The following is a 22,401-nucleotide window of genomic DNA, read 5'->3' on the forward strand; positions in this document are numbered from 1 at the left end:
GCTACGCTGCAGGCACGTGTCGGGGGGACACGGGTGCTGGAGTGCGGCGCCGGCCTCCCGGTCGGAGAGGACCCCCAGTCGTGAGCGAGAACCCGCCCAACCAGCCCGTCCCGCCGTCGCAGCCTGGTCCCGGCCAGTCCGGTTCCGGCCAGCCCGGTCCCGGCCAGTACGCTCCCGGCCAGCCCGCCGGGAACGGCCAGCCCGCCTGGCAGCAGCAGCCTGGAGGCCCGCAGCAGTGGTCGGGTCAGCCCGCCCCCGCCGCACAGCCGTCCGATGCGTTCGGCCGCTTCCTGCGCTCCGTGTCCGGTCGCGACTGGCTGGCGGCCGTGCTCGCCGCCGTCGGCGGTTGGGTCGCGGCGTACGTCGTCGCGGGACTCTCACTGCTCATCACCGTGGGCCTGCTCGCATCCGGCGGCAGCGGTTCGGCAGCTCCGTCCACCGGGTCCGGCACCGACCTCGGCGCGGGCTCGGCCCCCGACGTGGAGTCACTGCTCTCCGGCGTGAGCGTCCTGCTCGGTGCGCCGGCGCAGCTCGTGGCCCTCGCCGACCTCGGCCGTCTGCACCTGTCCGGGTCCATCGGGTTCCTCGGTTCCGGTTCGGGCTCGCTCGCCGTGGTGCCCGCGCTGGTGCTCGCCGCGCAGGTCGTCGTGGCCGTCGTGCTCACCCGCCGGATCCGCACGCGTGGCCTCGGTCGCACGCAGGTGCTCGTCACCGCGGTGGTCTCCGGCCTCGTGACCACCGTGCTCACGAACGTCGCGGCCGCCCTGTTCGCGATCCGGTTCCCGTCGGTGTCCGGCGCGGTCATCGAGCCGGTGCACGCCGTCGGTGTCGGGAGCATCCTCGGCGCGTTCGTCATCGGTGCCCTGGCCGCGCTCCTCGCCCGGCCCTCCGTCCTCGCTGGTGGCAACGTCTTCGCCGCCCGGCTGCTCGGCACACTGCGTGTCGCCGCGTCGCAGCTCACGGTCCTCGTCGTGCTGGTCGCACTCGTCGTCCTCGTCGTCGCCGTCATCGCCCAGCCGTCCTTCGGCTCCGCGTTGCCGCTGCTGCTCGGCAACGTCGCGGTCGGGCTGACCGCGCTCGGGTTCTTCGGTGGTGTGGGGACCTCCGGCTTCGGGTCCGCCAGCGACACCGCCTCGGTGTTCGGCGGGGCCGGCGGCTGGACCTGGTTGGTCGTGCTGTTCGTCGTCGTCACCTCGGTCGTGGCCGGGCTCGCACTCGCCGTCCGCCGCAACGACCGGATCCGCACCACCCTCGACTGGGTCGTCACGCCGCTGGTGTGGTTCGCACTCGGTCTGCTCTTCTTCGTCCTCGGCACCGGCGTCGCCTCGTACCAGGTGAGCAGCACGAACTCCGTGGACGCATCGGGGTCGATCGGCGTCGCGCCGTGGACGCCGATCGTCTTCGCTCTGTGGGGCGGCGCGATCGAGGTCGTCGCCCGGTACCTCGCTCCGGTGCTCCTGCCCCGCCTCGGTGGTGCCGTGGTGCTCCGGACGTCGCGTCTGGTCGGTGCGGACCCCCGCCCCGTCGTGCCGCAGGCGTTCCCGGCCGGGCCCGTCGCCGGTCCGGGTGCCCCCGTGGCGCCCACCGCTTCGGTCGACCCGGCCGCTCCCGGTGCTCCCGCCGCGCCGAGCGCGCCGGTCGCCGCCGACGCTCCGGCCGCCGCCGCGTGGAACACTCCCCCGGCCGCCGGCCAGCAGGCACCGTACCCGCCGGCCGGGCCCGGCCAGGAGCCCGCGGACGGCGTGCAGTCGATCTCCGGTGCGCAGCCGTCGTACGGGTCGCAGCCGCCCTACGGCACGCAGCCCCCGTACGGCGCACAACCCGCCTACGGGTCGCAGCCGTTCATCGGCGGTGGTGCCCCAGCTCCGGCACCGATGTCCCCGCGGTCCAAGAAGATCCTGGTCCGTTCGCTCATCGCCGGCGGCGCCGTGATCGTCGTCGTCATCGCCGGCGCGGTCACGACGAGCGTCCTCCGCGCCAACGTGTGGGGTCCGGCCCCGACCGTCAAGTCCTACGTGCAGGCCATCGCCAGCGGTGACGCCGACACCGCCGCCGACCTGAGCGAGGTCCCCGACGACGCCGCGATGCTCGACTCGAAGGTGCTCGGGAGCGCGAAGGACCGCCCGTCGAACATCCGCGTCGGCCGGGTCGCCCGGACCGGTGACACCGCGATCGCCACCCTGAGCTACACGCAGGACGGCAAGAACCGCTCCGGCCAGGTGTCGTTGCGGCGCACGGGCACCTCGTTCCTGGTGAAGGACGAGTGGCGTGTCACGCAGCCGCTCGCCCAGCAGGTCACCCTGACGGCCTCCGACGTGCTCGAGGGTGCACCCGTGACCGTCGGCGGCAAGGAGATCGGGAAGATCAGCGAGGGCAAGTTCACGTCCCTCGCCTACCCCGGCACCTACCAGGTCTCGGTCGGCGGGACGAAGTACTTCACCGGCGGCACCGAGAAGGTCTCCGTGGGCGCGGCCACGTCCGGCTACGTCGACTTCGCACCGAAGGCGACCAAGGCACTCGAGCAGGACGCCGAGCAGTACGTGACCGATCTGATCGACGACTGCGCCGAGAAGACCGAGCTCCGGGCCCTGAGCGGTTGCCCCTGGTACGGGCCCTACGACGCCGACGGCGGCGTGCAGTACGACGTCACGTCGATGCCCGAGCTGGAGGTCGAGGCGTCCCGCGCCGGCACCGTGATGGTGACGAGCACGAAGGACGGGAGCGTCTCGTACAGCTACACCTCGTACCTCGGCGACAAGAAGCGCGGCGAGGACTCGTTCGATGTGAACCAGTACCTGAAGGTGGAGGACGGCAAGCTCGTCTCCGCCTACTGAGCAGGAGCCGGCTGAGCAGGAGCCGGCTCAGCGGCTCCGCAGCACCACGACGGCCGACCCGGGATCTCCCGGGTCGGCCGTCTCAGTAGGCTGACGAGCATGGTCAGGACACGGGCGTGGTGCAAGGGCGACACGGTCGAGCGGGACTTCCCCGTCGACCGGATCTCCGACCTCGTCGCCGATCCGGACACCTTCGTCTGGATCGACTACACCGACCCGACGTCGGCCGACCTCGAGCAGATCGAGGAGGAGCTCGGCATCCACGCGCTCGCGGTCGAGGACGCCGTCGAGCACGGACAGCGGCCGAAGCTCGACCGGTACCGGGACAGTCTGTTCCTGGTCGTCTACGACGTGGGCGGCACGGACGACGAGGGCGACCTGATCACGCACGAGGTCAAGGCCTTCGTCACCGAACGAGCGCTCGTCACGATCCACGGGTCCGACGTCGACACCACCCCGATGGAACACCGGCTCACCGCGAACTCCGACATCGCCGAACACGGCGTGCCCTGGCTCGTCTGGGCGCTGCTCGACGCCGTCGTCGATCGGGCCACCGACACCGTCGAGGACCTGGAGCGGCAGATCGACGCGCTCGAGGACGACCTGTTCGAGCCGGGCGACCCCCGCGAGCAGCAGATCCAGCGGCGGTCGTTCCGGCTCCGCAAGACCCTCGGGGTGCTCCGGCGGCTGGTCGTCCCGACGCGGGACAGCGTCGCCTCGTTGCTGCACGGTGACGCGGAGACGATCTCGAACGGCATCCGGCCGTACTTCCGCGACGTCGAGGACCACCTGGTCTCGATCGCCGACTCGGTCGAACAGCTCCGCGACACGGTGTCGAGCGTGCTCGACACGACCCTGAACCTGGCGTCGAACCGGCAGAACACCGTCATGAAGAAGGTCACGAGCTGGGCGGCGATCATCGCGATCCCGACGGGGGTGACGAGTTTCTTCGGGCAGAACGTCGAGTTCCCGGGCGAGGGTGCCTGGAGCGGGCTCTGGGCGTCGCTCGCGATCATCACCGCGTCGTCGCTCGTGCTCTACCGCGTCTTCAAGACCCGCGACTGGCTCTGACCACGGACGGCTCCGGCACCCGAACGGTCCGAGGCCCCGCCGACGTCAGAGCGCGAGTGCCAGGACCCCGGCGACGACGGTGAGCGGCGCGACGACGCACCCGAGCGCCATGTACCGGCCCCACGACAGGTGCACGCCCTCGGCCGACAGCCGTGCGTGCCACAGGAGCGTCGCGAGCGACGCCCACGGCGTGATGAGACAGCCGGCGTTCACGCCGATGAGCAGCGCCGCGTACCGCACTGCCTCGTGCCCGGCGGCCGGTTCGAGCACCAGGTACGCCGGCAGGTTGTCGATGCCGTTCGCCGCGACTGCGCCCGCACCGCCGAGCAGCAGCAGCGGGCCGGTCCCGGTGCCGCCCTGCAGCGCGTGCACGATCGGGTCGGTGATGCCCGTCGTGTGCAGCGCCTCGACCACCACGAAGAGCCCGGCGGCGAACAGCAGGGTCGACCACGGCACGCGGGACACCCGGAGCTCGGACGGGGAACGGAACGCCGCGACCACGACGAGCACCACGGCGGCCAGGACCGCAGCGATCCACACGGTCACCCCGGCCGTCAGGGCGACGACGAGCGCGACGAGCACGGCGGAGGCGGCCCAGAAGAACACGGGGTCGCTCGGCGTGCGGACGGACACCGGCGAGTAGCGGCCGAACAGCTTGCCCCGGAACACCACGAGCAGGACGACGCACGGCACGACCACCCCGGCGACCGCGGGCCAGGCCATCAGCCCGGCGAACGGCAGCGGGCCGCCGAGCCCCATCCGGTCGACGGCGAGCAGGTTCGTCAGGTTCGACACCGGCAGCAGCAGCGAGGCGGTGTTCGCAAGCCAGACCGTGGTCAGGGCGAACGGCATCGGGGGCAGGCCCACACGCCGTGCGAGCGAGATGACGATGGGGGTGAGGAGCACCGCGGTGGTGTCGATCGACAGGAAGACGGTGCAGAGCACGGCGAGCACGACGACCGCACCCCAGAGCCCGATGGTGCGTCCGCCACCGACCCGGGCGGCGACGTCGGCGAGGCGGTCGAACACCCCGGCGTCCGCGGCCAGCTCGGCGACGATGGTCAGTCCGAGCACGAACCCGAGGACCGGCAGGACCCGGTCGGCGAGCACGGCGAGGTCGTCGAGGGGCAGCAGCCCGAACACGACGCAGACCGCGCCGACCACGAGCAGGGCCGCTCCGATGACCGCTTGACGCACGAACACTCCTCCGTCGGACACCGCGGCAGGGTGACCGGCGGCGCTCCAATGTACGGGCCGGTAGCGTTGTCAGCACGACGACAGGAGGCCTCTGTGCGCAAGTTCATGTTCAACGGTGCGGTGTGGAGTTCGCTCATCAGCGGCTACAGCGTGCTGCAGACCACCCGCCAGGGACCGCGTGACTGGCGGCTCGCGCTGACCTGGGTCGCGTGGCTCGCCACGACGATCGTGGCGATCGGCACGGTCGTCGAGGACGACCGCGCGGTCAAGGCGCGCCAGTAGGACCAGACGCGGCAGGCGGTCGCAGACACGACCGACCTCGAGACCGGGAGGCACGGTGCCAGCTGGCACCGTGCCTCCCGTTCGTCGTCCTGGCCGTGCAGGGCACGCCGATCCGGTCAGCGGGTCAGCGCTCGGACTCCGGGATGCCGGAGGTCTGGATCGGTCCGGTGAAGAGCGCACCGCGCTCGTCGTCGCCGAACAGCTGCGAATCCCCCTCTGCCGGGCGTCCGCGTCGCCGCGGCGCCGTCGCGCTCGGCTCGGTGAGCTGTACCCGCTGGACCGGCAGGGCGTCCGGGTGGGTGCGTTGGATCCACTCGACCATCTCCTCGCGGACGTAGCAGCGGAGGTCGAACAGGCCACCGGCGTCGGGTGCGGTCACGAGGATGCGGACCCGGACGAGTCCCCCGACGGCGTCCGTGACCTGGAGCACCTTGACCCGGCGGTCCCAGATCGTCGAGGTGTCGAGGATCCGGTCGAGCTCCGCGCGCATGTCGGCCGGGCTCACCCGCCAGTCGAGGTCGAACTCCACGGCGCCGAGCAGTTCGCTGCCGGTCCGCGTCCAGTTCTCGAACGGCGTGCTCGTGAAGTACGTCGACGGCAGCACGAACCGACGGTCGTCCCACAGGTGGACCACGACGTAGGTCAGGGTGATCTCCTCGATCCGGCCCCACTGCTGCTCGACCACGACGACGTCGTCCACCCGGATCGACCCGGAGAACGCCAGCTGCATGCCGGCGAACACGTTGCCGAGCGTGGACTGCGCGGCGAGGCCCGCGACCACTGAGATGAGGCCGGCGCTGGCGAGCACGCTCGCGCCGGCCGCCTCGACCCCGTCGAAGGTCAGCAGGATCGCGCCGACCGCGATGATGACGAGCACGGCGACGGTGAGCCGCCGGATGATGAGCACCTGGGTGCGGATGCGACGCGCCTGCCGGTTGTCGGGCACGTCGATGCGGAAGCGGTGCAGCCCGAGGTCCTCGAGGAAGATCGCGACCTGGCACGCGAGCCAGCACCCGGTCGCGATCGTGACGATGAGGAAGGCGTGCGCGACCTCGTCGCGCCACGGGTAGGCGTCGGGGTTCCGCGGGATGCTCGACGTGAACGCGATCCAGAGCAGGACCACCAGCAGCACGGTGCGGAACGGGTGCTTCGTCCGTCGCGAGAGCACGCCGGCCCAGCGTTCCCGGCGCGCGATCGCCCGGAGGACCAGGTGCAGGACGAGGGCGACGACGGCGGTGACGAGCAGGGCGAACCCGATCGCGACGAGGAGTCGGAGGAGGATGTCCATCCCTCCATGCAAGCAACGGACGACGGTCGTCGTTCAGGTTCGGGCCGCCGTCGGCTGTGCGGACGTTCAGCAGCTGCGGTTCGCCCGAACCGGGGTTTGCGTGACGGCCCGGTCCGGTGCGCATGTAGGTTCTCTCGCATGACAGCGCAGAACGACACGGGTGGCAACCGAGCGCCGGCGAACGACTTCTCGCACGAGCAGGAGGGCTACCAGCACGGTCTGAAGCCCCGGCAACTGCAGATGATCGCGATCGGCGGCGCGATCGGCACCGGCCTCTTCCTCGGTGCCGGTGGACGCCTGCACACCGCGGGCCCCGCGCTCGCGCTGACCTACCTGGTCGCCGGGATCTTCGCCTTCTTCATCCTGCGGGCCCTGGGCGAGCTGGTGCTGCACCGCCCGTCCTCGGGGTCGTTCATCTCGTACGCCCGTGAGTTCTACGGCGAGAAGTTCGCGTACGCCGCGGGCTGGATGTACTTCCTGAACTGGGCGATGACCTCGATCGTCGACACCACCGCGGTCGCGATCTACCTGCAGTACTGGTCGGCCTTCACCGCCGCACCGCAGTGGCTGCTGGCGCTGATCGCCCTGATCGTCGTCCTCGCGGCGAACATGGTCGCCGTGAAGGTGTTCGGCGAGCTCGAGTTCTGGTTCGCCCTGATCAAGGTCGCCGCGCTCGTGGCGTTCCTCGTCGTCGCGATCATCTGGCTCGTCTTCGCGTTCCCGGTCGAGGCCGGCGGCGAGGCCGTCCGGACCGGCTTCTCGATCTGGGGCGACAACGGCGGACTGTTCCCGAACGGGCTGCTCCCCGCGGTCATCGTGATCCAGGGGGTCGTCTTCGCCTACGCCGCGATCGAACTCGTCGGCACGGCATCGGGTGAGACGCAGAACGCCGAGAAGGTCATCCCGCGCGCGATCAACTCGGTCGTCTTCCGCATCGCGGTCTTCTACGTCGGGTCGATCGTCCTGCTCTCCCTGCTGCTGCCGTACACGGCCTACAAGGAGGGCGAGAGCCCCTTCGTGACGTTCTTCTCGTCGCTCGGCAACCCGCACGTCGGCGCGATCGTCGGCGGCATCATGAACTTCGTCGTGCTCACCGCTGCTCTGTCATCCCTGAACGCCGGCCTGTACTCCACCGGACGTGCGCTCCACTCGATGGGGATGAACGGTTCGGCGCCGAAGTGGACCACGAAGATGTCGAAGGGCGGCGTCCCCTACGCCGGCATCCTGCTCACCGCGGCGTTCACCGTCGCGGGCGTCGTGTTGAACTACTTCGTGCCGAGCCAGGCGTTCGAGATCGCGCTGAACATCGCCAGCCTCGGCATCATCACCGCGTGGGGCACGATCATCCTGTGCCAGATGCGGCTGCGCCAGTGGGCCAAGCAGGGGCTCGCGAAGGAACCCTCGTTCAAGCTCCCCGGGGCGCCGGTCACCGCCTGGCTCACCCTGGCGTTCCTCGCCTCGGTCATCGTCCTGATGGCGATCGACTACCCCGTCGGCACGTACACGATCGCGTCGCTCGTCATCATCATCCCGCTGCTCGTCGTCGGCTGGTTCCTGCAGCGTGACCGCATCCTGCGCATCGCCGCCCTGCGCGAGGGCGTCACGGGTCCCTACCCGATCGGTGTCCGCAACCCCGCCGCCTCGGTGCGACGCGACGACGACGGGAGCTAGCGCTCCGCTTGTCCCCGGAACGCAAGGCCCCAGCGCCGAACACGAGCGGTCCGGCACCCGTCGCTACCATCAGCGGGTGCCGGACCGCTCTCCTTCTCCCACCCTCGACCTGCAGCTCAGCTGGCGAGGTGCCTACGGACGCCTCCGGGTGTTCGCGGATCGTCTCGAGGCCGAGACCGACTACCAGCGCGAGACGCGGACGACGGTGCCGATGGACGCGGTGCAGGGGTGGCGCCTCGGGCCGTGCGACGAGGACGCCGTCTGCGTCGAGTTCCTCGCCGGGCAGGACACCTACCGGGTGCTGCTCGACACCCCGGACGAGCAGCTCGCTGCGCTCGCGATCCGGAAGGTGCTCGGCCCGCCGCTGGAGTCCTGAGGACGCCGGTGCCGACCTCCCGGGTGCCGGGTGCCCGGCTGCCCGGGTCGCCGGGTGCCCGGGTGCCCGGGTGCCCGGGTCAGTCGTCGGTGTCGACGCGATCGGTGACGACGTCACCGGAGCCGGCGTCGATGCGCACGCTGTGCTTCGTGCCGGAGGAGTCGAGCACGTCGCCCTCCCAGACGACCGTGCCGACGTGGTCGTCGAGTCCGAGTTCGGTCACGGTCCCCGCGTGCAGGTCCTGGAAGGCGTCGACGGCCTGCTTGACGCTCAGGTCGGCGGCGGCGACGAAGCGCTCGTGCTTGGCCTTGTCGTCCGCGTCGGCGGCCTCGGTCTGCGGGGTGCCGGCGACCGAGGTGCCGTCGGCGTTCGTGTGCACCTCGTGCTCGGTGCCGTCCTTCGTCACGACCAGGACCTCGTAGGTGGAGGCACCCTGCTCCTGCTCGACCGAGATGACGGTGCCCGAGCCGACCTCGCCGCGTGCGGTGGCGACCGCTGCGAGCAGGGCCGTGTTCGAGCCGGTGGACGCGGCGCCGGACGCACCGGACGACGACGAACCGGAGCCCGACGAGTCCGTCGCCGACGAGCCGACCGAGCCGGAGCCGGCCGAGCCGGTGTCGTCGTCGGAGTCGTCGCTGGCGCAACCGGTGAGTGCGAGCGCCGCGACGATCGGCAGGGCGGCGAACGCGGCGATGCGGCGGGCGGAGGGCTTCTGGTGCTGGGTGCGGAAGTTCATGTGGACGAGCATCGCGTCGGGGTGCTGAAGCAGCCCTGAAGCCACCTGTTCAGCCGCCGAGTGCGATGCGGACGACGAACCGCGCGCCGCCGAGCGGGGACGTGACCACGGTCGTGTCGCCGCCGTGCGCCCGCACGGCGTCACGGACGATGGCGAGGCCGAGCCCCGCTCCACCGGCGTCCCGGCTGCGGGCCTCGTCGAGACGGACGAACCGCTCGAAGACGCGCTCGCGCTCGTCCTCGGGGACGCCGGTGCCGTCGTCGTCGACCGTGAGCACCGCGGACCCGTCGTGCTCGGTGAGCGACACGGCGACGCGTGCGCTCGCGTGCCGGACGGCGTTGTCGACGAGGTTCCGGACCACCCCTGCCAGCACGCGCTCGTCGCCGAGGACCCGCGCTGCCGAGATCGCCGAACCGTCCACCCGGACCGCCGGGGCGTCGCCGTCCCGCGCGGGTGAGTCACCGGCCGTCGAACGTGCTCGCGCGCGGGCCACCGCGTCCAACGCCAGGTCGTCGAGGTCGACGGGGCGCCGCGTGCGGATCCCGCCCTCGTCGAGGCGGGAGAGCTCGAGCAGCCCGGTGACCAGGTCCTGCAGGCGCACCGCCTCGGACCGGACGACGTCGGCGAGGTCGGCCGCCTCGGTCCGCTCCGGGTGCGCGACGGCGACCTCGGCGTGCTGCCGGATCGACGCGATCGGCGACCGGAGTTCGTGGGAGGCGTCGGACACGAAGCGCCGCTGGCTCTCGGCGGACCGTTCGAGACGGTCGAGCATCGCGTTCATGGTGCTCGCGAGCCGGGCGACCTCGTCGCCGGTGTCCGGCACGTCGACCCGGGCGTCGGGACGGGCCGCTCGGATCGTCTCCACCTCGGTGCGCATCCGCTCCACGGGCCGCAGCGAGCGCCCGGTGACGGCCCAGGTGACCGCGACGAGCACGAGCACCAGCACGGGCACCCCGACGGCGAGGAGCACGACGGCGGTGCGGACCGCGGTGTCGGCCTGGTCGAGCGTGGCACCGTAGACGAGCGTCGCCTCACCGCCGCCGGGCAGGTCCACGTCGTCCGCCACGAGCAACCAGCGTTCGCCGTCGTGGGTCCACCGGGACTCGTCGGCGGTGGGCAGGGCACCGCCGTCGGCGTCCTCGCCGTGCGCCAGGACCGCCCCGCCGTCGCCGATCACCTGCACCAGGACGTCCTCGTAGCCCGTCACCGCGGCCGCACCGTCCGCCTCGACCCGGGAGGACACCTGCTCGAGACCGGCCTCGGCCGAGGTGCGCACACCGTCGAGCAGCACGAGCCGCAGCACGACGACGAACGCGACGGCGCCGATGACCAGGGCCGCGAGGACGACGACCCCGGCGCCGAGGGTGGTGCGAGCCCGGACCGACCGGGGGCGCCGTGGCCTGCTTCGTGCGGCCCCGCTCGCACGGGGGTTGTCCGGCCGCTCAGCCACCGTCGGCCGCCAAGCGGTACCCGGCGCCACGGACCGTCTCGATCGCGGCACGCCCGAACGGCCGGTCGAGCTTCCGGCGGAGGTGCCCGACGTACACCTCGACGATGTTCGGGTCGCCCTCGAAGTCGACGTCCCAGACGTTCTCGATGACGTCGCGCTTCGACCGGACCTGCCCCGGGTGCCGTGCGAGGTACTCGAGCACGGCGAACTCGCGGCTGGTCAACTCGACGGGGGTCTCGCCCCGGGCCACGGTGCGCGCCGCGGGGTCGACCACCAGGTCGCCGAGGGTCAGCACGGTGGGGCGCTCGCGGGCACCCCGTCGGACGAGCGCCCGGAGCCGTGCGACGAGCACCGGGTGCGAGAACGGCTTGGTGACGTAGTCGTCGGCCCCCGCGTCGAGCGCCTCGACCTGGTCCCACTCGCCGTCCTTGGCGGTCAGCATGAGCACGGGGGTCCAGTCGCCGTCGGCGCGGAGCTGCGCGCACACGGCCCAGCCGCTCAGGCCGGGCATCATCAGGTCGAGCACGATCGCGTCGTAGCGGAACTCACGCGCGTGCCACAGACCGTCCACGCCGTCGTTCGCGACGTCGACCGCCCACCCCTCGGCCTCGAGGCCGCGGCGCACCCCGTCGGCGAGCCGGACCTCGTCGTCGACCACCAGCACACGCATGGGGTCGATCCTGCCGTGCCCCGCTGAAGCAGGGCTGAAGCGGCCGGCTCAGACCAGCAGCAGGATCCCTGCGATCACGGACGCGACCGCGATCGCGAGCGCGATGAGCAGGAGCACGAGGTGCACCGTGTAGAACGTCGTCGGCTTGCCGGCGGCGTCGCGGGCACGGGAGTCCTTCGCGACGCGCTGGAAGAAGCGCGGCCAGGTGACGACGTTGAAGACGGCGCCGATGAACAGGACGACTGCGGCGAAGACGAGCACGGGACGATCCTACTGACCACCGGGCGGGTGGTGCTGGTCCGGCGATGCCGGGCGGGTGGTGCTCGGCCGCCCCCAACGCGGCCGAGTCCCGACCCGGCAGGCCACAGGATCTGTAGCACCTGCTACAGACTGTACACGGCCTGTCCGGCAGCGTCGAGGGACTACGCCGTCTCGAGGGCCGCCTCGGCGTCGGCGAGGGCGGCACGCTCGGCGTCGGACAGTGACGCCCGCGCACCCCGGACGCCGTCGTTGATCTCGACGATGCGGCGGCTGAGCCGGGTCGCGGGGTCCTCGGTCGGCGGGTAGGCGTTGTCCACCCCGACCCGTCCGTGCAGCGGCGCCAGCCGGCGCAGCGCTTCGTCCACGCGGCGGGCCCGGCGTCGGCGGGAGATCCGGTGGCCGACGACGAGCAGCAGCATGCCGGACGCCACGCACAGCACGGCTCCCGGCGTGGTGACGTCGTACGGCAGCGAGAGCGCGTGCGTGACGTCCAGGTCACCGGCGACGTGGGCGACGTCCATCACGACGACCACGACCATGCGGACGACCCCGAGCACCCCACCGAGGACGAGGACCCACAGGCCCACCAGGTCGGTGGTCGTCCGGGCTTCGCGGAGCCGGAGCACGCAGATGAACCCCGTCGCGCCGAGCGCGACGCCGAGGTAGACGGTCTGCGCGATCGAGTAGACGGTGGCCGCCGGGTGGGAGCCGGCGTCGAGCATGAAGGTCGTCGTGGTCTCGGGCTTGTCGAGCACGGTGAACGCGACGACGACCACCACGACGACCACGGCGAAGGACACCACGACCGCGTTCCGGAGCCAGGGTCGCGCCGCGCCGACCGCCTTCGCCACGCCCCACAGCAGCGTGCTCGTGCCGGCCACCATGAGGCAGTCGCTGATGACGGTCACGACGTTGTACCCACCGAGCAGCGGGTCGAGCCACCGGTACAGCGGGTCGACGTTCGTCACGATGGTGGCGGCGAAGAGCAGGAACGTGAACGCCAGCGTTCGGTCCTGCCCACGTTGCAGGACCAACAGCACGATCGTCCCGACGATGAGCAGCACCGCCTGGACGACGGCGATGATCACCCGAAGACCCCTCGGAAGGCGCTCGGGCGGCCGCGGTGCTGGCGGATCACGGTGGCCAGGCGGTCGGCGAAGACCTCGGCCTCGTGCTCGTACGTGTTCGAGAACATGCCACGGGCCAGCGCACGCTCGACCTTGTACTCGGGCAGGTCGGGGATGACGTCACGGATGTACGCGCTCTGCGGGGCGTGCTCCTGGTGCCGGTGCAGGACGTGCCCGAGCTCGTGGCCGATGACGAACGACCGGAACGTCGGCGAGGCCGTCGGCGAGATCATCACGAGGTGCGCGTGCTCGAGCGTGGCCACGAAGCCGCACACGGGCTCGGCGGCCAGGAACGACTCCTCACGCACGACGATCGGCTTGCCGACGACGTCTGCGGCGGCGGCGACGGCCTGGTCGACGTCCGACCACCCCTCGGCGGCACCACGAGCCCAGAACGCCTCGACGAGGGCATCGGTCATGCGACGCTCCCCCGCTGCGATTCCTCCTCGAGCACCTCGGCGATGCGCCGCAGCGCGTCGGGTGAGAGTTCACCGGGGAAGGTCCGGGCCGCGAAGCCGCTCACGCGGGCGGACCGCAGGGACCGGACGAGGGCGAGCTGGGCACCGATCCGTTCCGGCACCTCGCTGTCCTCGAGCAGGAAGCGTTCGTCGACCTCGAAGTACCCGGCCAGCAGGCGCAGGAGCTCGGTGTCGCGGTTGCGGCGGCCGTCGCCGGAGAGCATGTAGGTCCACTTCGCCCGGGACAGCGACCCACCGTGGGCCGCGACGTACTCCTCGATCGAGGAGAACGGCACCGGGGCGCCGCGCTGGGACTCCTCGAAGTCGAGGAGCAGGTTGAGGCGGCGCGCGAGCTCGGCGGCGTCGAGCGCCCCGCCCTTCAGATCACCCGTGTCCATGTCGGACTCCTCCCCAGCCGTGTCCGCGCGAGGTGTGGGTCCGGCGCGTGGACGCCATGCTAGCGCGGGCGCCCGGCACGCGCGCCGCTACCCTCGTGGGCATGCCCCGCCGCTTCCCCGCCACCGTCGCGGCACCGGTCGAGCACGAGATCGTGATCACGAAGTCACGCTTCATCACCACCGTCGCGCCGGTCTCCGGCGTCGAGGACGCCGACCGCGTGATCGCCGAGGTCCGCCGGCGGTACTGGGACGCCCGGCACAACTGCACGGCGATGGTCACCGGCGTGCTCGGGGACCAGGCCCGTTCATCGGACGACGGGGAACCCTCCGGCACCGCGGGCGTCCCGATGCTCGAGGTCCTGCGACGCCGCGGTCTGACGGACGTCGTCGCGGTCGTCACGCGGTACTTCGGCGGGGTGAAGCTCGGTGCCGGCGGACTGGTCCGGGCCTACTCGACCTCGGTGTCCGAGACGCTCGACACGGCGGTCCTCGTCCGCCGCGAGGCCCTGACGCAGGTGCGCTTCGACGTCGACCACGCCGACGCCGGGCGGCTCGACAACGTGCTGCGCGACTGGGTCCGGCACCACCACGCGACGCTCGGCCCGACCGAGTACGGGCAGGCGGCGACCTTCGAGGTGTGGGTCCCCCACGAGGCGCTCGGCGCCCTGACCGCCGACCTCGCCGCCGCGTCGGCCGGTTCGCTCGAACCCGTCGTCGGCGAGGAGCGGATCGTCGACGTCCCCGCCGACTGAATCCGCGGTTCCTGCACACCTCGGGCGTGTCTCCGCTTCGGCGTGGAAACCTGCCCGGAACGCACGAACGCCCCGACTCGATGAGCCGGGGCGTTCGTCCTGCGGTGCACCCCCTCGGACTTGAACCGAGAACCCACTGATTAAGAGTCAGTTGCTCTGCCAATTGAGCTAGAGGTGCATGTTCCGGCTTCCGTGCCGCAACGGGAATCAACAATAGCATGGGTTTCGCGCGCCCACGACCACTCGTGGGCGCACGACGCGAACAGGAGCACCATGACCGACCGTCTCGTCCCCGGCGACACCGCCCCCGACTTCACGCTGCCCGACCAGGACGGTGTGGAGCACTCGCTCGCTGCCCTCCGCGGCAAGAAGGTCATCGTGTACTTCTACCCGGCGGCGTCCACCCCGGGCTGCACCACCGAGGCCTGCGACTTCCGCGACAACATGTCGTCGCTGCAGGCCGCCGGCTACGAGGTCCTCGGCGTCTCGAAGGACGAGCAGGCGAAGCTCAAGACGTTCCAGCACGAGCAGGCGCTGACCTTCCCGCTGCTGAGCGACCCCGACCTCGCCGTGCACAAGGCCTACGCGGCCTGGGGCGAGAAGAACAACTACGGCAAGATCGTCACCGGCACGATCCGGTCCACGATCGTGGTCGACGAGGACGGCGCCGTGCAGCTGCCGCTCTACAACGTCAAGGCGACCGGTCACGTCGCGAGCCTGCGGAAGAAGCTCGGCCTGGTCTGAGGACCGGCCACGCACCGGAGGCCCGGTGCCGGTTCCGAGAACCGGCACCGGGCCTCCAGCGTGTGGCGGACCAGACCGTCTACTCGGCCGGACGCGCGAGCGCGGCCGTCACCGACCGCGACAGCACCAGCGTGATGCCGAGCAGGGCCGGGACGAGCAGCAACCAGCCGACCGCGGCGACCCGGAAGACGCCCTGGAACGCCCCGATGGCGATGGCGCCCTGCAGCACCTGCCAGACGATGATCCCGGAGCGCACCCATGCCCGGCCCTGCCACAGGCCGTTCAGCAGCGCACCGAGCCAGAGCGCGGCGATGGCGACGAGGATCGTGAGGGCGATGCCGGAGGCGATGCTCGTGGCCGGGGCGACGAGCAGTTCGACCACCAGGACGACCGTCACCACCACCAGCGCGAGGAACTCGAGGCCGACCACGGCGAGCAACCCCAGCATCGCCGGCGACCGGCGCGCGACGGGTGCGGAGGGATCGGTGTCGTTCGGGGTGTCGTCGTGCACAGTGATCCTCCAGCATCGGAACCCTTGATTTGGCCCTACCAGTATGGAACGATATTGGAGGTCGTTTGGACGGCACGATGTGGTGTGCGTCTCCCGTGGTTCATCGCTCCTCCCCCGAGCGTCTCGCGGGCGTCAGACACGCTTCCTGCGGACTCCTCCCCACAGTTGTCCCCTCCATGCCGCATGCATGGTCAGCGTTCCGATCCCCCGAACCACGGCCCCGGCCTGCCGTTCGAGCATCGACATCAAGGAGCACCACACATGGACTGGCGTGACAAGGCTGCCTGCCTCACCGCAGACCCCGAGCTCTTCTTCCCCGTCGGGAACACCGGGCCCGCCGTCGACCAGATCGAGAAGGCCAAGTCGGTCTGTGCGCGTTGCACGGTCACCGAGATGTGCCTGCAGTACGCACTCGAGAACAACCAGGACTCGGGTGTCTGGGGTGGTCTCAGCGAGGACGAGCGTCGTGCGCTGAAGCGCCGCGCCGCCCGCGCTCGCCGCGCGTCCTGACCCCGGTCGTCTGACACCACGACGCCCGTCGTCCCCTCGGGGGCGGCGGGCGTCGTCGTGCGCGCGGGCGGGTTCTGCAAAACACCGGTGTTCACGCATCGAACACCGGAATGCGGGTGTTCGACCGGCGAACACCGGTGTTTTGCGAACTCGAACCGCCGGGCGGCGTCAGGCGGGGGCGGTCAACCAGCGGAACGGGATGGTGATCGTCACCTCGGTGCCGCTGCCCGTCAGGGTGTGCCAGTCGATGGTGCCGCCGAGCTCGCCCTGGATGAGCGTGCGGACGATCTGCGTGCCGAGGCCCGAGCCGACCTTGCCCTCGGGGAGCCCCACACCGTTGTCGCGGACCTCGATCTCCAGGTGGTCGTCGAAGCGGCGGGCGACGATCTCGACCTCGCCGTCACGGCCGTCCAGCCCGTGCTCGACGGCGTTCGTCACGAGCTCGGTGAGGCCGAGGGCGAGCGGCGTCGCGGCCTCGGACGGCAGCACCCCGAACTCGCCGGTCTTCTTCGGGTGCACGGTGGTGTTGTGCGACGCAGCGACCTCGGTGACGAGCTTGAGCACCGAGTCGAACACCTCGTCGAAGTCCACCGTCTGGCTGAGGCCGCTCGACAGGGTGTCGTGCACGACGGCGATGGCGGCGACGCGGCGCATCGCGTTCTGCAGCGAGGTCCGCGCTTCGTCCGAGTGCGTGCGACGCGCCTGGATCCGCAGCAGGGACGCCACCGTCTGCAGGTTGTTCTTCACGCGGTGGTGGATCTCGCGGATCGTGGCGTCCTTGGTAATGAGCTCGCGCTCCTGGTGCCGCAGCTCGGACACGTCGCGGCAGAGCACGATGGCACCGATGCGCTCACCGTGGTCGCGGAGCGGGATCGAGCGGAGCGACACCGTGACGCCCTTCGACTCGATGTCCGCCCGCCACGGTGCACGACCGGTGACGACGAGTGGCAGGGACTCGTCCACGTCGAGCTGGGCGCCGATGAGTTCGGTGGTGACCTCGGCGAGGGACTTCCGCTCGAGTTCCCCCTCGAAGCCCATGCGGTTGAACGCGCTCAGGCCGTTCGGGCTCGCGAACGTGACGATGCCGGCGGTGTCGAGGCGCAGCAGGCCGTCGCTGGCGCGGGGCGCACCACGACGCGGGCCCGCCGGTGCACCGAGGTCGGGGAAGTCACCGGTGGCGATCATGCCGAACAGGTCGTTCGCGCTCGCGGTGAAGTTGAGCTCCTGGCGGCTCGGGGTCCGCATCTCGTCCTGGTTGGAGTGCCGGGTGACGACGGCGATCGGCCGCTCGGTGGTCTCGGCGCTCTTCGGGCTCAGGCGGCGGAGCACCGGGATCGCGCGGACGCGGGTCGGGGTGTCCTCGTACCAGTCCGGCTCGGCCGAGTCGACGACCCGGGACCCTGCGAAGCTCTCGGTCACCTGGCCGCGCCACTCCTCGCGGATCTCCTGCCCGACGATGTCGCGGTAGAACAGCGTCGCCGCGGAGCTCGGCCGGGCATGCGCGACGGCCACGAACGAGCCGTCCTCGGCAGTCGGGACCCAGAGCACCATGTCGGCGAACGACAGGTCGGCGAGGAGCTGCCAGTCCCCCACGAGCAGGTGGAGCCACTCCACGTCTGCTTCCGAGGAACGGCCTTGCGCGAGGACGAGGTCACTGAGGGTCGACACCCCGCCAGTCTAGGTCCGCCGCCTTGTGGAGAACGTCGCCCTCTCCACAGGGCAGACCGGTTCGTATTTCGTATGTCGCACGCCCCCTACGCTCGCTCCAACGACGGAAGGGGCAGGGGTGGCAGAGCAGGCACGCCGCATCGATCACCAGACGACGACGGCGTACCCACCGCCACTGCGGATCGTCGAACCGCTGCCGGAGCCTGCCGCGGCCACCGGTCCCCCGGACCCGGCGACGACCGCACGAGCGCTCGGGCTCTGCGTCGCCGAGGTGCTCACCGGCGCGCGGGAGGTCGACAGCATCGCCCGGTGGATCAGCGACGACGTGCAGCGGCACCTGCAGCAGCGGGCCGCGGTGGCAGCGCACGCCCGGGGCTCAGGTCGGCGGGCACGCGGGCGCCCGGTGCTCCGGGTCGGCAGCGTCCTGGTCTGCCGCCCCGCGGCGGGCGTCGCCGAGGCGACGGTGGTCGTGCACACGCGCAGCCACGCGCGAGCGGTCGCCATGCGGCTCGAAGAGCGACACGGGCGCTGGCAGGCGACCGCGATCGGGGTCCTGTAGCCGGGTGGCGGACGGACAGGAGGCACGGTGCCAGCGGCACCGTGCCTCCTGTCCGTCCTGTGTGGACGCTAGTTCTTCTTGGCCGCCTGGCGACGCTCGGCGCGGTTGCTCGCCGCGGCCTGACCGGAGGCCGTGGCCGCGTTGCCGAACGCGGAGCCCTGCTCCGGCTCGGCGGCCGCTTCGGCCTCGGCCTGGGCGCGCTGCGCACGAGCGGTCGCGGCCTGCTCGAGGCGCCCCTTCTCGTCACGGACCTCGACCTCACCGTCGATCGACGGTGCCGAGTACTCGAGGCCGGAGACCTCGTCCTCGCCGAGACCCTTGGCCTCGATCACCGCGTTCTCGCCGTCGGACTGCACCTGGACCTCGAGGTTGAAGAGGTAGCCGACGGACTCTTCGCGAATCTGTCCCATCATCGTCTGGAACAGGGCGTAGCCCTCGCGCTGGTACTCGACCAGCGGGTCGCGCTGCGCCATCGCGCGGAGGCCGATGCCGTCCTTCAGGTAGTCCATCTCGTACAGGTGGTCGCGCCAGCGGCGGTCGATCACCGAGAGCACCACGCGACGCTCGAGCTCACGCATCGCCTCGTCGCCGAGGAGCTCCTCACGCTGCTGGTAGGCCAGCTTGGCGTCCGAGAGGATCTCGCGGGCCAGGAAGTCACGCGACGCCTTGCCCTTCGAGCCGGCCTCGGTGATGACCTCGTCGATGGAGATCGAGATCGGGTAGAGCGTGCCGAGCTCGGTCCACATGGCGTCGAGGTCCCAGTCGTCCGGGGAGCCTTCGCCGGTGTGGCTGTCGATCACGTCGTCGATGACGGCCTTGAGGAACGACTGCGCACGGTCGTGCAGGTCGTCGCCCTCGAGGATGTGGCGGCGGTCGCTGTAGATCGCCTCGCGCTGGCGGTTCAGGACGTCGTCGTACTTCAGGACGTTCTTGCGGATCTCGGCGTTGCGGCCCTCGACCTGCGCCTGGGCGGACCGGATCGCACGGCCGACGAGCTTGTTCTCGATCGCCAGGTCGTCCGGCACGTTCGAGCGGCCCATCAGGCTCTCGGCGGCACCGGAGTTGAACAGGCGCATCAGGTCGTCGGTCAGCGACAGGTAGAAGCGGCTCTCGCCCGGGTCACCCTGACGGCCGGAACGACCGCGCAGCTGGTTGTCGATGCGGCGCGACTCGTGGCGCTCGGTGCCGAGCACGTACAGGCCGCCGACGGCGCGGACCTTGTCGCCCTCTTCCTCGACCTCGGCCTTGACGCGGGCGAACACGTCGTCCCACTCGGCCTCGTACTCGTCCGGGGTCTCGGTCGGCGACAGGCCCTTGGCGTGCATCTCCTGCACGGCGAGGAACTCCGCGTTGCCACCGAGCATGATGTCGGTACCACGACCGGCCATGTTCGTCGCGACGGTCACGGCGCCGAAGCGGCCGGCCTGGGCGACGATCGCGGCTTCACGTGCGTGGTTCTTCGCGTTGAGGACCTCGTGCTTGACGCCCTGCTTGGCGAGGAGCTTCGACAGGTACTCGGACTTCTCGACGCTCGTGGTGCCGACGAGGACGGGCTGGCCCTTCTCGTGGCGCTCCGCGATGTCCTCGGCGACCTGCTCGAACTTCGCCTTCTCGTTCTTGTAGACGAGGTCCGTCTGGTCGATGCGCTGCATCGGCTTGTTCGTCGGGATGGGGACGACGCCGAGCTTGTAGGTCGACATGAACTCGGCCGCCTCGGTCTCGGCGGTACCGGTCATGCCGGAGAGCTTCTGGTAGAGGCGGAAGTAGTTCTGCAGCGTGACGGTGGCGAGGGTCTGGTTCTCGGCCTTGACCTCGACACCTTCCTTCGCCTCGATCGCCTGGTGGATGCCCTCGTTGTAGCGGCGGCCCATCAGGATGCGGCCGGTGTGCTCGTCGACGATGAGCACCTCGCCGTTCATCACGACGTAGTCCTTGTCCTTCTTGAACAGGGCGACGGCCTTGATGGAGTTGTTCAGGAACGAGATGAGCGGGGTGTTCGCCGACTCGTACAGGTTCTCGATGCCGAGGTAGTCCTCGACCTTCTCGATGCCGGGCTCGAGGACACCGACGGTGCGCTTCTTCTCGTCGACCTCGTAGTCCTCGCCCGGGGTGAGGCGCTTGGCGATCGAGGCGAACTCGGTGAACCAGCGGTTGGCCTCGCCCGAGGACGGACCGGAGATGATGAGCGGCGTGCGGGCCTCGTCGATGAGGATCGAGTCGACCTCGTCCACGACGGCGAAGAAGTGGCCGCGCTGCACCATGTCGGAGGCCTGCCACGCCATGTTGTCGCGCAGGTAGTCGAAGCCGAACTCGTTGTTCGTGCCGTACGTGATGTCGGCGGCGTACTGCTCGCGGCGCTCGGCCGGGCTCTGGTTCGCGATGATGCAGCCGGTGGTCATGCCGAGCGCGCGGAAGACGCGGCCCATGATCTCGGACTGGTACGACGCCAGGTAGTCGTTGACCGTGATGACGTGCACGCCACGCGACGGGATCGCGTTGAGGTAGGCGGCGGTCGTCGCGACGAGGGTCTTGCCCTCACCGGTCTTCATCTCGGCGATGTTGCCGAGGTGCAGGGCCGCGCCACCCATGAGCTGCACGTCGAAGTGCCGCATGCCCAGGGTCCGCTTCGCGGCTTCACGCACGGCGGCGAACGCCTCGGGCAGGAGGTCGTCGAGGGTCTCGCCGTTGGCGTACCGCTCGCGCAGCTCCTTGGTCTCGTCGTGGAGTTCCTCGTCGGTGAGGCTCGAGAAGTCGTCCTCGAGGTCGTTGATGGCCGAGGCGTACGCCTTCAGCCGGCGGAGGGTTCGTCCTTCGCCGATGCGGAGGACCTTCTCCAGCACGTTTGCCACGTGAACTCCTTACGAGGTCGTCGCGCGCGACCTGCACGCCCGATCGACCAGTCATGCTAGCAACCCGCGAACGCACGGCGCTGTGAGCGACGCGGCTCTCGCGGACACGGGTGTGCGCGGCCCGCGAACGGACCGCGCACACGGTGCGGGACCGGAGGCCCCGCATGGGATCAGGCGATCGCGGCTGCGCGCTCCGCCTCGGTGTCCGTGTCGACCGCGGCCGGCGCCTGGCCGGCGGGCACCTCGTCGATGCCGATCACGCCGTAGTCCCAGCCCTTGCGTCGGTACACGACACTCGGACGGCGGGTCTCGGCGTCGAGGAACAGGTAGAAGTCGTGCCCGACGAGCTCCATGTAGTACAGGGCGTCGTCGACCGTCATCGGGGCGGCCTCGAAGACCTTGTGCCGGATGACGACCGGGCTGTAGACCTCGTTCTCGTCCTCGGCGGTCTCCTGGTCGACGACCGGGACGGCACCGGTCGCGACGTCCTCGATGAGCTTGCCGTCGGCCGGGACGACACCCATGCCGTCGAAGCCGCTGCCGGCGGCCTCGGCGACCGAGGTGGGGCGGTGCCGGCCGTGGTGCACCTTGCGGCGGTCACGCGCCCGACGGAGGCGTTCCATGATCCGCGCGAAGGCGAGGTCGAAGGCGGCGTACTTGTCCGACGCCGCGGACTCGGCCCGTACGAGCGGCCCCGGTCCGATCAGCGTGAGCTCCACGCGGTCCTCGCCCTGGCTGCCGCTCGACTTCTCGTGGTGGCGGCTGATGCGCACCTCGAAGGCGAGGGCGCGGTCGGCGAGCACGTCGATCTTCTCGGACTTCTGTTCGACGTAGGTGCGGAAACGGTCGGTGACCCCGACGTTCCGGCCCGTGATCGTCACGTCCATGTGGCGGCTCCCATCCAGTGTCGGCGCGTCGCCTCCGTCCGGCGACCCGAACGCCTTGTCGCGAGGCTAGACCCGGCGCACCCTCGGCGTCACGGGGAGGCG

Annotated in this window: 22 protein-coding genes and 1 tRNA gene; 9 read left to right on the forward strand and 14 right to left on the reverse strand. The window is 70.9% G+C overall.

Annotated elements, in window-relative coordinates; translation table 11 throughout:
- Nucleotides 1-80 precede the first annotated feature (80 nt).
- Nucleotides 81-2,834, forward strand: a complete 2,754-nt coding sequence (locus ACZZ9K_RS04375; RefSeq protein WP_463443407.1) for a hypothetical protein — start codon at nucleotides 81-83, stop codon at nucleotides 2,832-2,834.
- Nucleotides 2,835-2,933: 99 nt separating this feature from the next.
- Complete coding sequence (locus ACZZ9K_RS04380; protein WP_138803707.1) at nucleotides 2,934-3,905, forward strand: magnesium transporter CorA family protein; 972 nt, start codon at nucleotides 2,934-2,936, stop codon at nucleotides 3,903-3,905.
- Between the two features lie 45 nt (nucleotides 3,906-3,950).
- Here the strand turns inward: ACZZ9K_RS04380 and ACZZ9K_RS04385 are convergent, their stop codons facing one another.
- Nucleotides 3,951-5,102 (reverse strand): SLC13 family permease, encoded by a 1,152-nt coding sequence (locus tag ACZZ9K_RS04385; RefSeq protein WP_111056266.1) that lies wholly within the window; start codon nucleotides 5,100-5,102, stop codon nucleotides 3,951-3,953.
- 93 nt (nucleotides 5,103-5,195) lie between these two features.
- On the opposite strand from ACZZ9K_RS04385, the gene ACZZ9K_RS04390 reads away from it, so the two are divergent.
- Nucleotides 5,196-5,384 (forward strand): hypothetical protein, encoded by a 189-nt coding sequence (locus ACZZ9K_RS04390; protein ID WP_027466522.1) that lies wholly within the window; start codon nucleotides 5,196-5,198, stop codon nucleotides 5,382-5,384.
- A gap of 124 nt (nucleotides 5,385-5,508) precedes the next feature.
- Here the strand turns inward: ACZZ9K_RS04390 and ACZZ9K_RS04395 are convergent, their stop codons facing one another.
- Nucleotides 5,509-6,672 (reverse strand): mechanosensitive ion channel family protein, encoded by a 1,164-nt coding sequence (locus ACZZ9K_RS04395; RefSeq protein ID WP_463443408.1) that lies wholly within the window; start codon nucleotides 6,670-6,672, stop codon nucleotides 5,509-5,511.
- Nucleotides 6,673-6,810: 138 nt separating this feature from the next.
- Here ACZZ9K_RS04395 and ACZZ9K_RS04400 point away from each other — a divergent pair, with 138 nt between their 5' ends.
- A complete protein-coding gene (locus ACZZ9K_RS04400) occupies nucleotides 6,811-8,343 on the forward strand; it encodes an amino acid permease (protein WP_463443409.1) in 1,533 nt (510 codons plus the stop codon).
- Between the two features lie 76 nt (nucleotides 8,344-8,419).
- Nucleotides 8,420-8,719 carry a hypothetical protein gene (locus ACZZ9K_RS04405; protein ID WP_138803709.1) on the forward strand — a complete coding sequence of 100 codons (300 nt, stop codon included), beginning with the start codon at nucleotides 8,420-8,422 and terminating at the stop codon, nucleotides 8,717-8,719.
- A 79-nt stretch (nucleotides 8,720-8,798) separates the two neighbouring features.
- Here ACZZ9K_RS04405 and ACZZ9K_RS04410 read toward each other — a convergent pair whose 3' ends face one another.
- The 7 genes from ACZZ9K_RS04410 to ACZZ9K_RS04440 all read right to left on the reverse strand — a co-directional run bounded on the left by ACZZ9K_RS04410 (nucleotide 8,799) and on the right by ACZZ9K_RS04440 (nucleotide 13,819).
- On the reverse strand, nucleotides 8,799-9,455 hold the full coding sequence (locus tag ACZZ9K_RS04410; RefSeq protein WP_463443410.1) for a PepSY domain-containing protein: 657 nt from the start codon (nucleotides 9,453-9,455) through the stop codon (nucleotides 8,799-8,801).
- Nucleotides 9,456-9,504: 49 nt separating this feature from the next.
- Nucleotides 9,505-10,905: a sensor histidine kinase gene (locus ACZZ9K_RS04415; protein WP_463443411.1), complete on the reverse strand. Its 1,401-nt coding sequence runs from the start codon at nucleotides 10,903-10,905 to the stop codon at nucleotides 9,505-9,507.
- Nucleotides 10,898-11,575: a response regulator transcription factor gene (locus ACZZ9K_RS04420; protein WP_110865386.1), complete on the reverse strand. Its 678-nt coding sequence runs from the start codon at nucleotides 11,573-11,575 to the stop codon at nucleotides 10,898-10,900. Before ACZZ9K_RS04420 ends, ACZZ9K_RS04415 begins: the two co-directional genes overlap by 8 nt.
- 48 nt (nucleotides 11,576-11,623) lie before the next feature.
- Nucleotides 11,624-11,836 (reverse strand): SCO4848 family membrane protein, encoded by a 213-nt coding sequence (locus tag ACZZ9K_RS04425; protein WP_027466517.1) that lies wholly within the window; start codon nucleotides 11,834-11,836, stop codon nucleotides 11,624-11,626.
- Between the two features lie 161 nt (nucleotides 11,837-11,997).
- Nucleotides 11,998-12,924 carry a hypothetical protein gene (locus tag ACZZ9K_RS04430; RefSeq protein ID WP_463443412.1) on the reverse strand — a complete coding sequence of 309 codons (927 nt, stop codon included), beginning with the start codon at nucleotides 12,922-12,924 and terminating at the stop codon, nucleotides 11,998-12,000.
- The gene (locus tag ACZZ9K_RS04435) at nucleotides 12,921-13,382 is read right to left on the reverse strand and encodes an ImmA/IrrE family metallo-endopeptidase (RefSeq protein WP_027466515.1); all 462 of its coding nucleotides are present in this window, start codon (nucleotides 13,380-13,382) and stop codon (nucleotides 12,921-12,923) included. The genes ACZZ9K_RS04430 and ACZZ9K_RS04435 overlap by 4 nt, the downstream gene beginning before the upstream one ends.
- Nucleotides 13,379-13,819, reverse strand: a complete 441-nt coding sequence (locus ACZZ9K_RS04440) for a hypothetical protein (protein ID WP_051596928.1) — start codon at nucleotides 13,817-13,819, stop codon at nucleotides 13,379-13,381. Before ACZZ9K_RS04440 ends, ACZZ9K_RS04435 begins: the two co-directional genes overlap by 4 nt.
- Before the next feature lie 101 nt (nucleotides 13,820-13,920).
- On the opposite strand from ACZZ9K_RS04440, the gene ACZZ9K_RS04445 reads away from it, so the two are divergent.
- Nucleotides 13,921-14,571: a YigZ family protein gene (locus tag ACZZ9K_RS04445; protein ID WP_463443413.1), complete on the forward strand. Its 651-nt coding sequence runs from the start codon at nucleotides 13,921-13,923 to the stop codon at nucleotides 14,569-14,571.
- 105 nt (nucleotides 14,572-14,676) lie between these two features.
- Here ACZZ9K_RS04445 and ACZZ9K_RS04450 read toward each other — a convergent pair.
- Nucleotides 14,677-14,749: transfer RNA gene (locus ACZZ9K_RS04450), tRNA-Lys, on the reverse strand.
- Nucleotides 14,750-14,844: 95 nt separating this feature from the next.
- Here ACZZ9K_RS04450 and bcp point away from each other — a divergent pair.
- Nucleotides 14,845-15,315 (forward strand): thioredoxin-dependent thiol peroxidase, encoded by a 471-nt coding sequence (gene bcp, locus ACZZ9K_RS04455; protein WP_111029495.1) that lies wholly within the window; start codon nucleotides 14,845-14,847, stop codon nucleotides 15,313-15,315.
- Between the two features lie 79 nt (nucleotides 15,316-15,394).
- Here bcp and ACZZ9K_RS04460 read toward each other — a convergent pair whose 3' ends face one another.
- Nucleotides 15,395-15,826 (reverse strand): hypothetical protein, encoded by a 432-nt coding sequence (locus ACZZ9K_RS04460; RefSeq protein WP_138803715.1) that lies wholly within the window; start codon nucleotides 15,824-15,826, stop codon nucleotides 15,395-15,397.
- Between the two features lie 261 nt (nucleotides 15,827-16,087).
- On the opposite strand from ACZZ9K_RS04460, the gene ACZZ9K_RS04465 reads away from it, so the two are divergent.
- A complete protein-coding gene (locus ACZZ9K_RS04465; RefSeq protein ID WP_017888820.1) occupies nucleotides 16,088-16,336 on the forward strand; it encodes a WhiB family transcriptional regulator in 249 nt (82 codons plus the stop codon).
- Nucleotides 16,337-16,504: 168 nt separating this feature from the next.
- Here ACZZ9K_RS04465 and ACZZ9K_RS04470 read toward each other — a convergent pair whose 3' ends face one another.
- Complete coding sequence (locus tag ACZZ9K_RS04470) at nucleotides 16,505-18,004, reverse strand: sensor histidine kinase (RefSeq protein ID WP_138803716.1); 1,500 nt, start codon at nucleotides 18,002-18,004, stop codon at nucleotides 16,505-16,507.
- Between the two features lie 118 nt (nucleotides 18,005-18,122).
- On the opposite strand from ACZZ9K_RS04470, the gene ACZZ9K_RS04475 reads away from it, so the two are divergent.
- Entirely contained in the window at nucleotides 18,123-18,563 is a 441-nt protein-coding gene (locus tag ACZZ9K_RS04475) for an Rv3235 family protein (protein WP_138803717.1), read from the forward strand.
- 68 nt (nucleotides 18,564-18,631) lie between these two features.
- Here the strand turns inward: ACZZ9K_RS04475 and secA are convergent, their stop codons facing one another.
- Entirely contained in the window at nucleotides 18,632-21,412 is a 2,781-nt protein-coding gene (gene secA / locus ACZZ9K_RS04480; RefSeq protein WP_138803718.1) for a preprotein translocase subunit SecA, read from the reverse strand.
- Nucleotides 21,413-21,582: 170 nt separating this feature from the next.
- On the reverse strand, nucleotides 21,583-22,299 hold the full coding sequence (gene hpf, locus ACZZ9K_RS04485; RefSeq protein ID WP_138803719.1) for a ribosome hibernation-promoting factor, HPF/YfiA family: 717 nt from the start codon (nucleotides 22,297-22,299) through the stop codon (nucleotides 21,583-21,585).
- Nucleotides 22,300-22,401: the final 102 nt, after the last annotated feature.

The organism is Curtobacterium sp. AC268, from assembly GCF_979258745.1.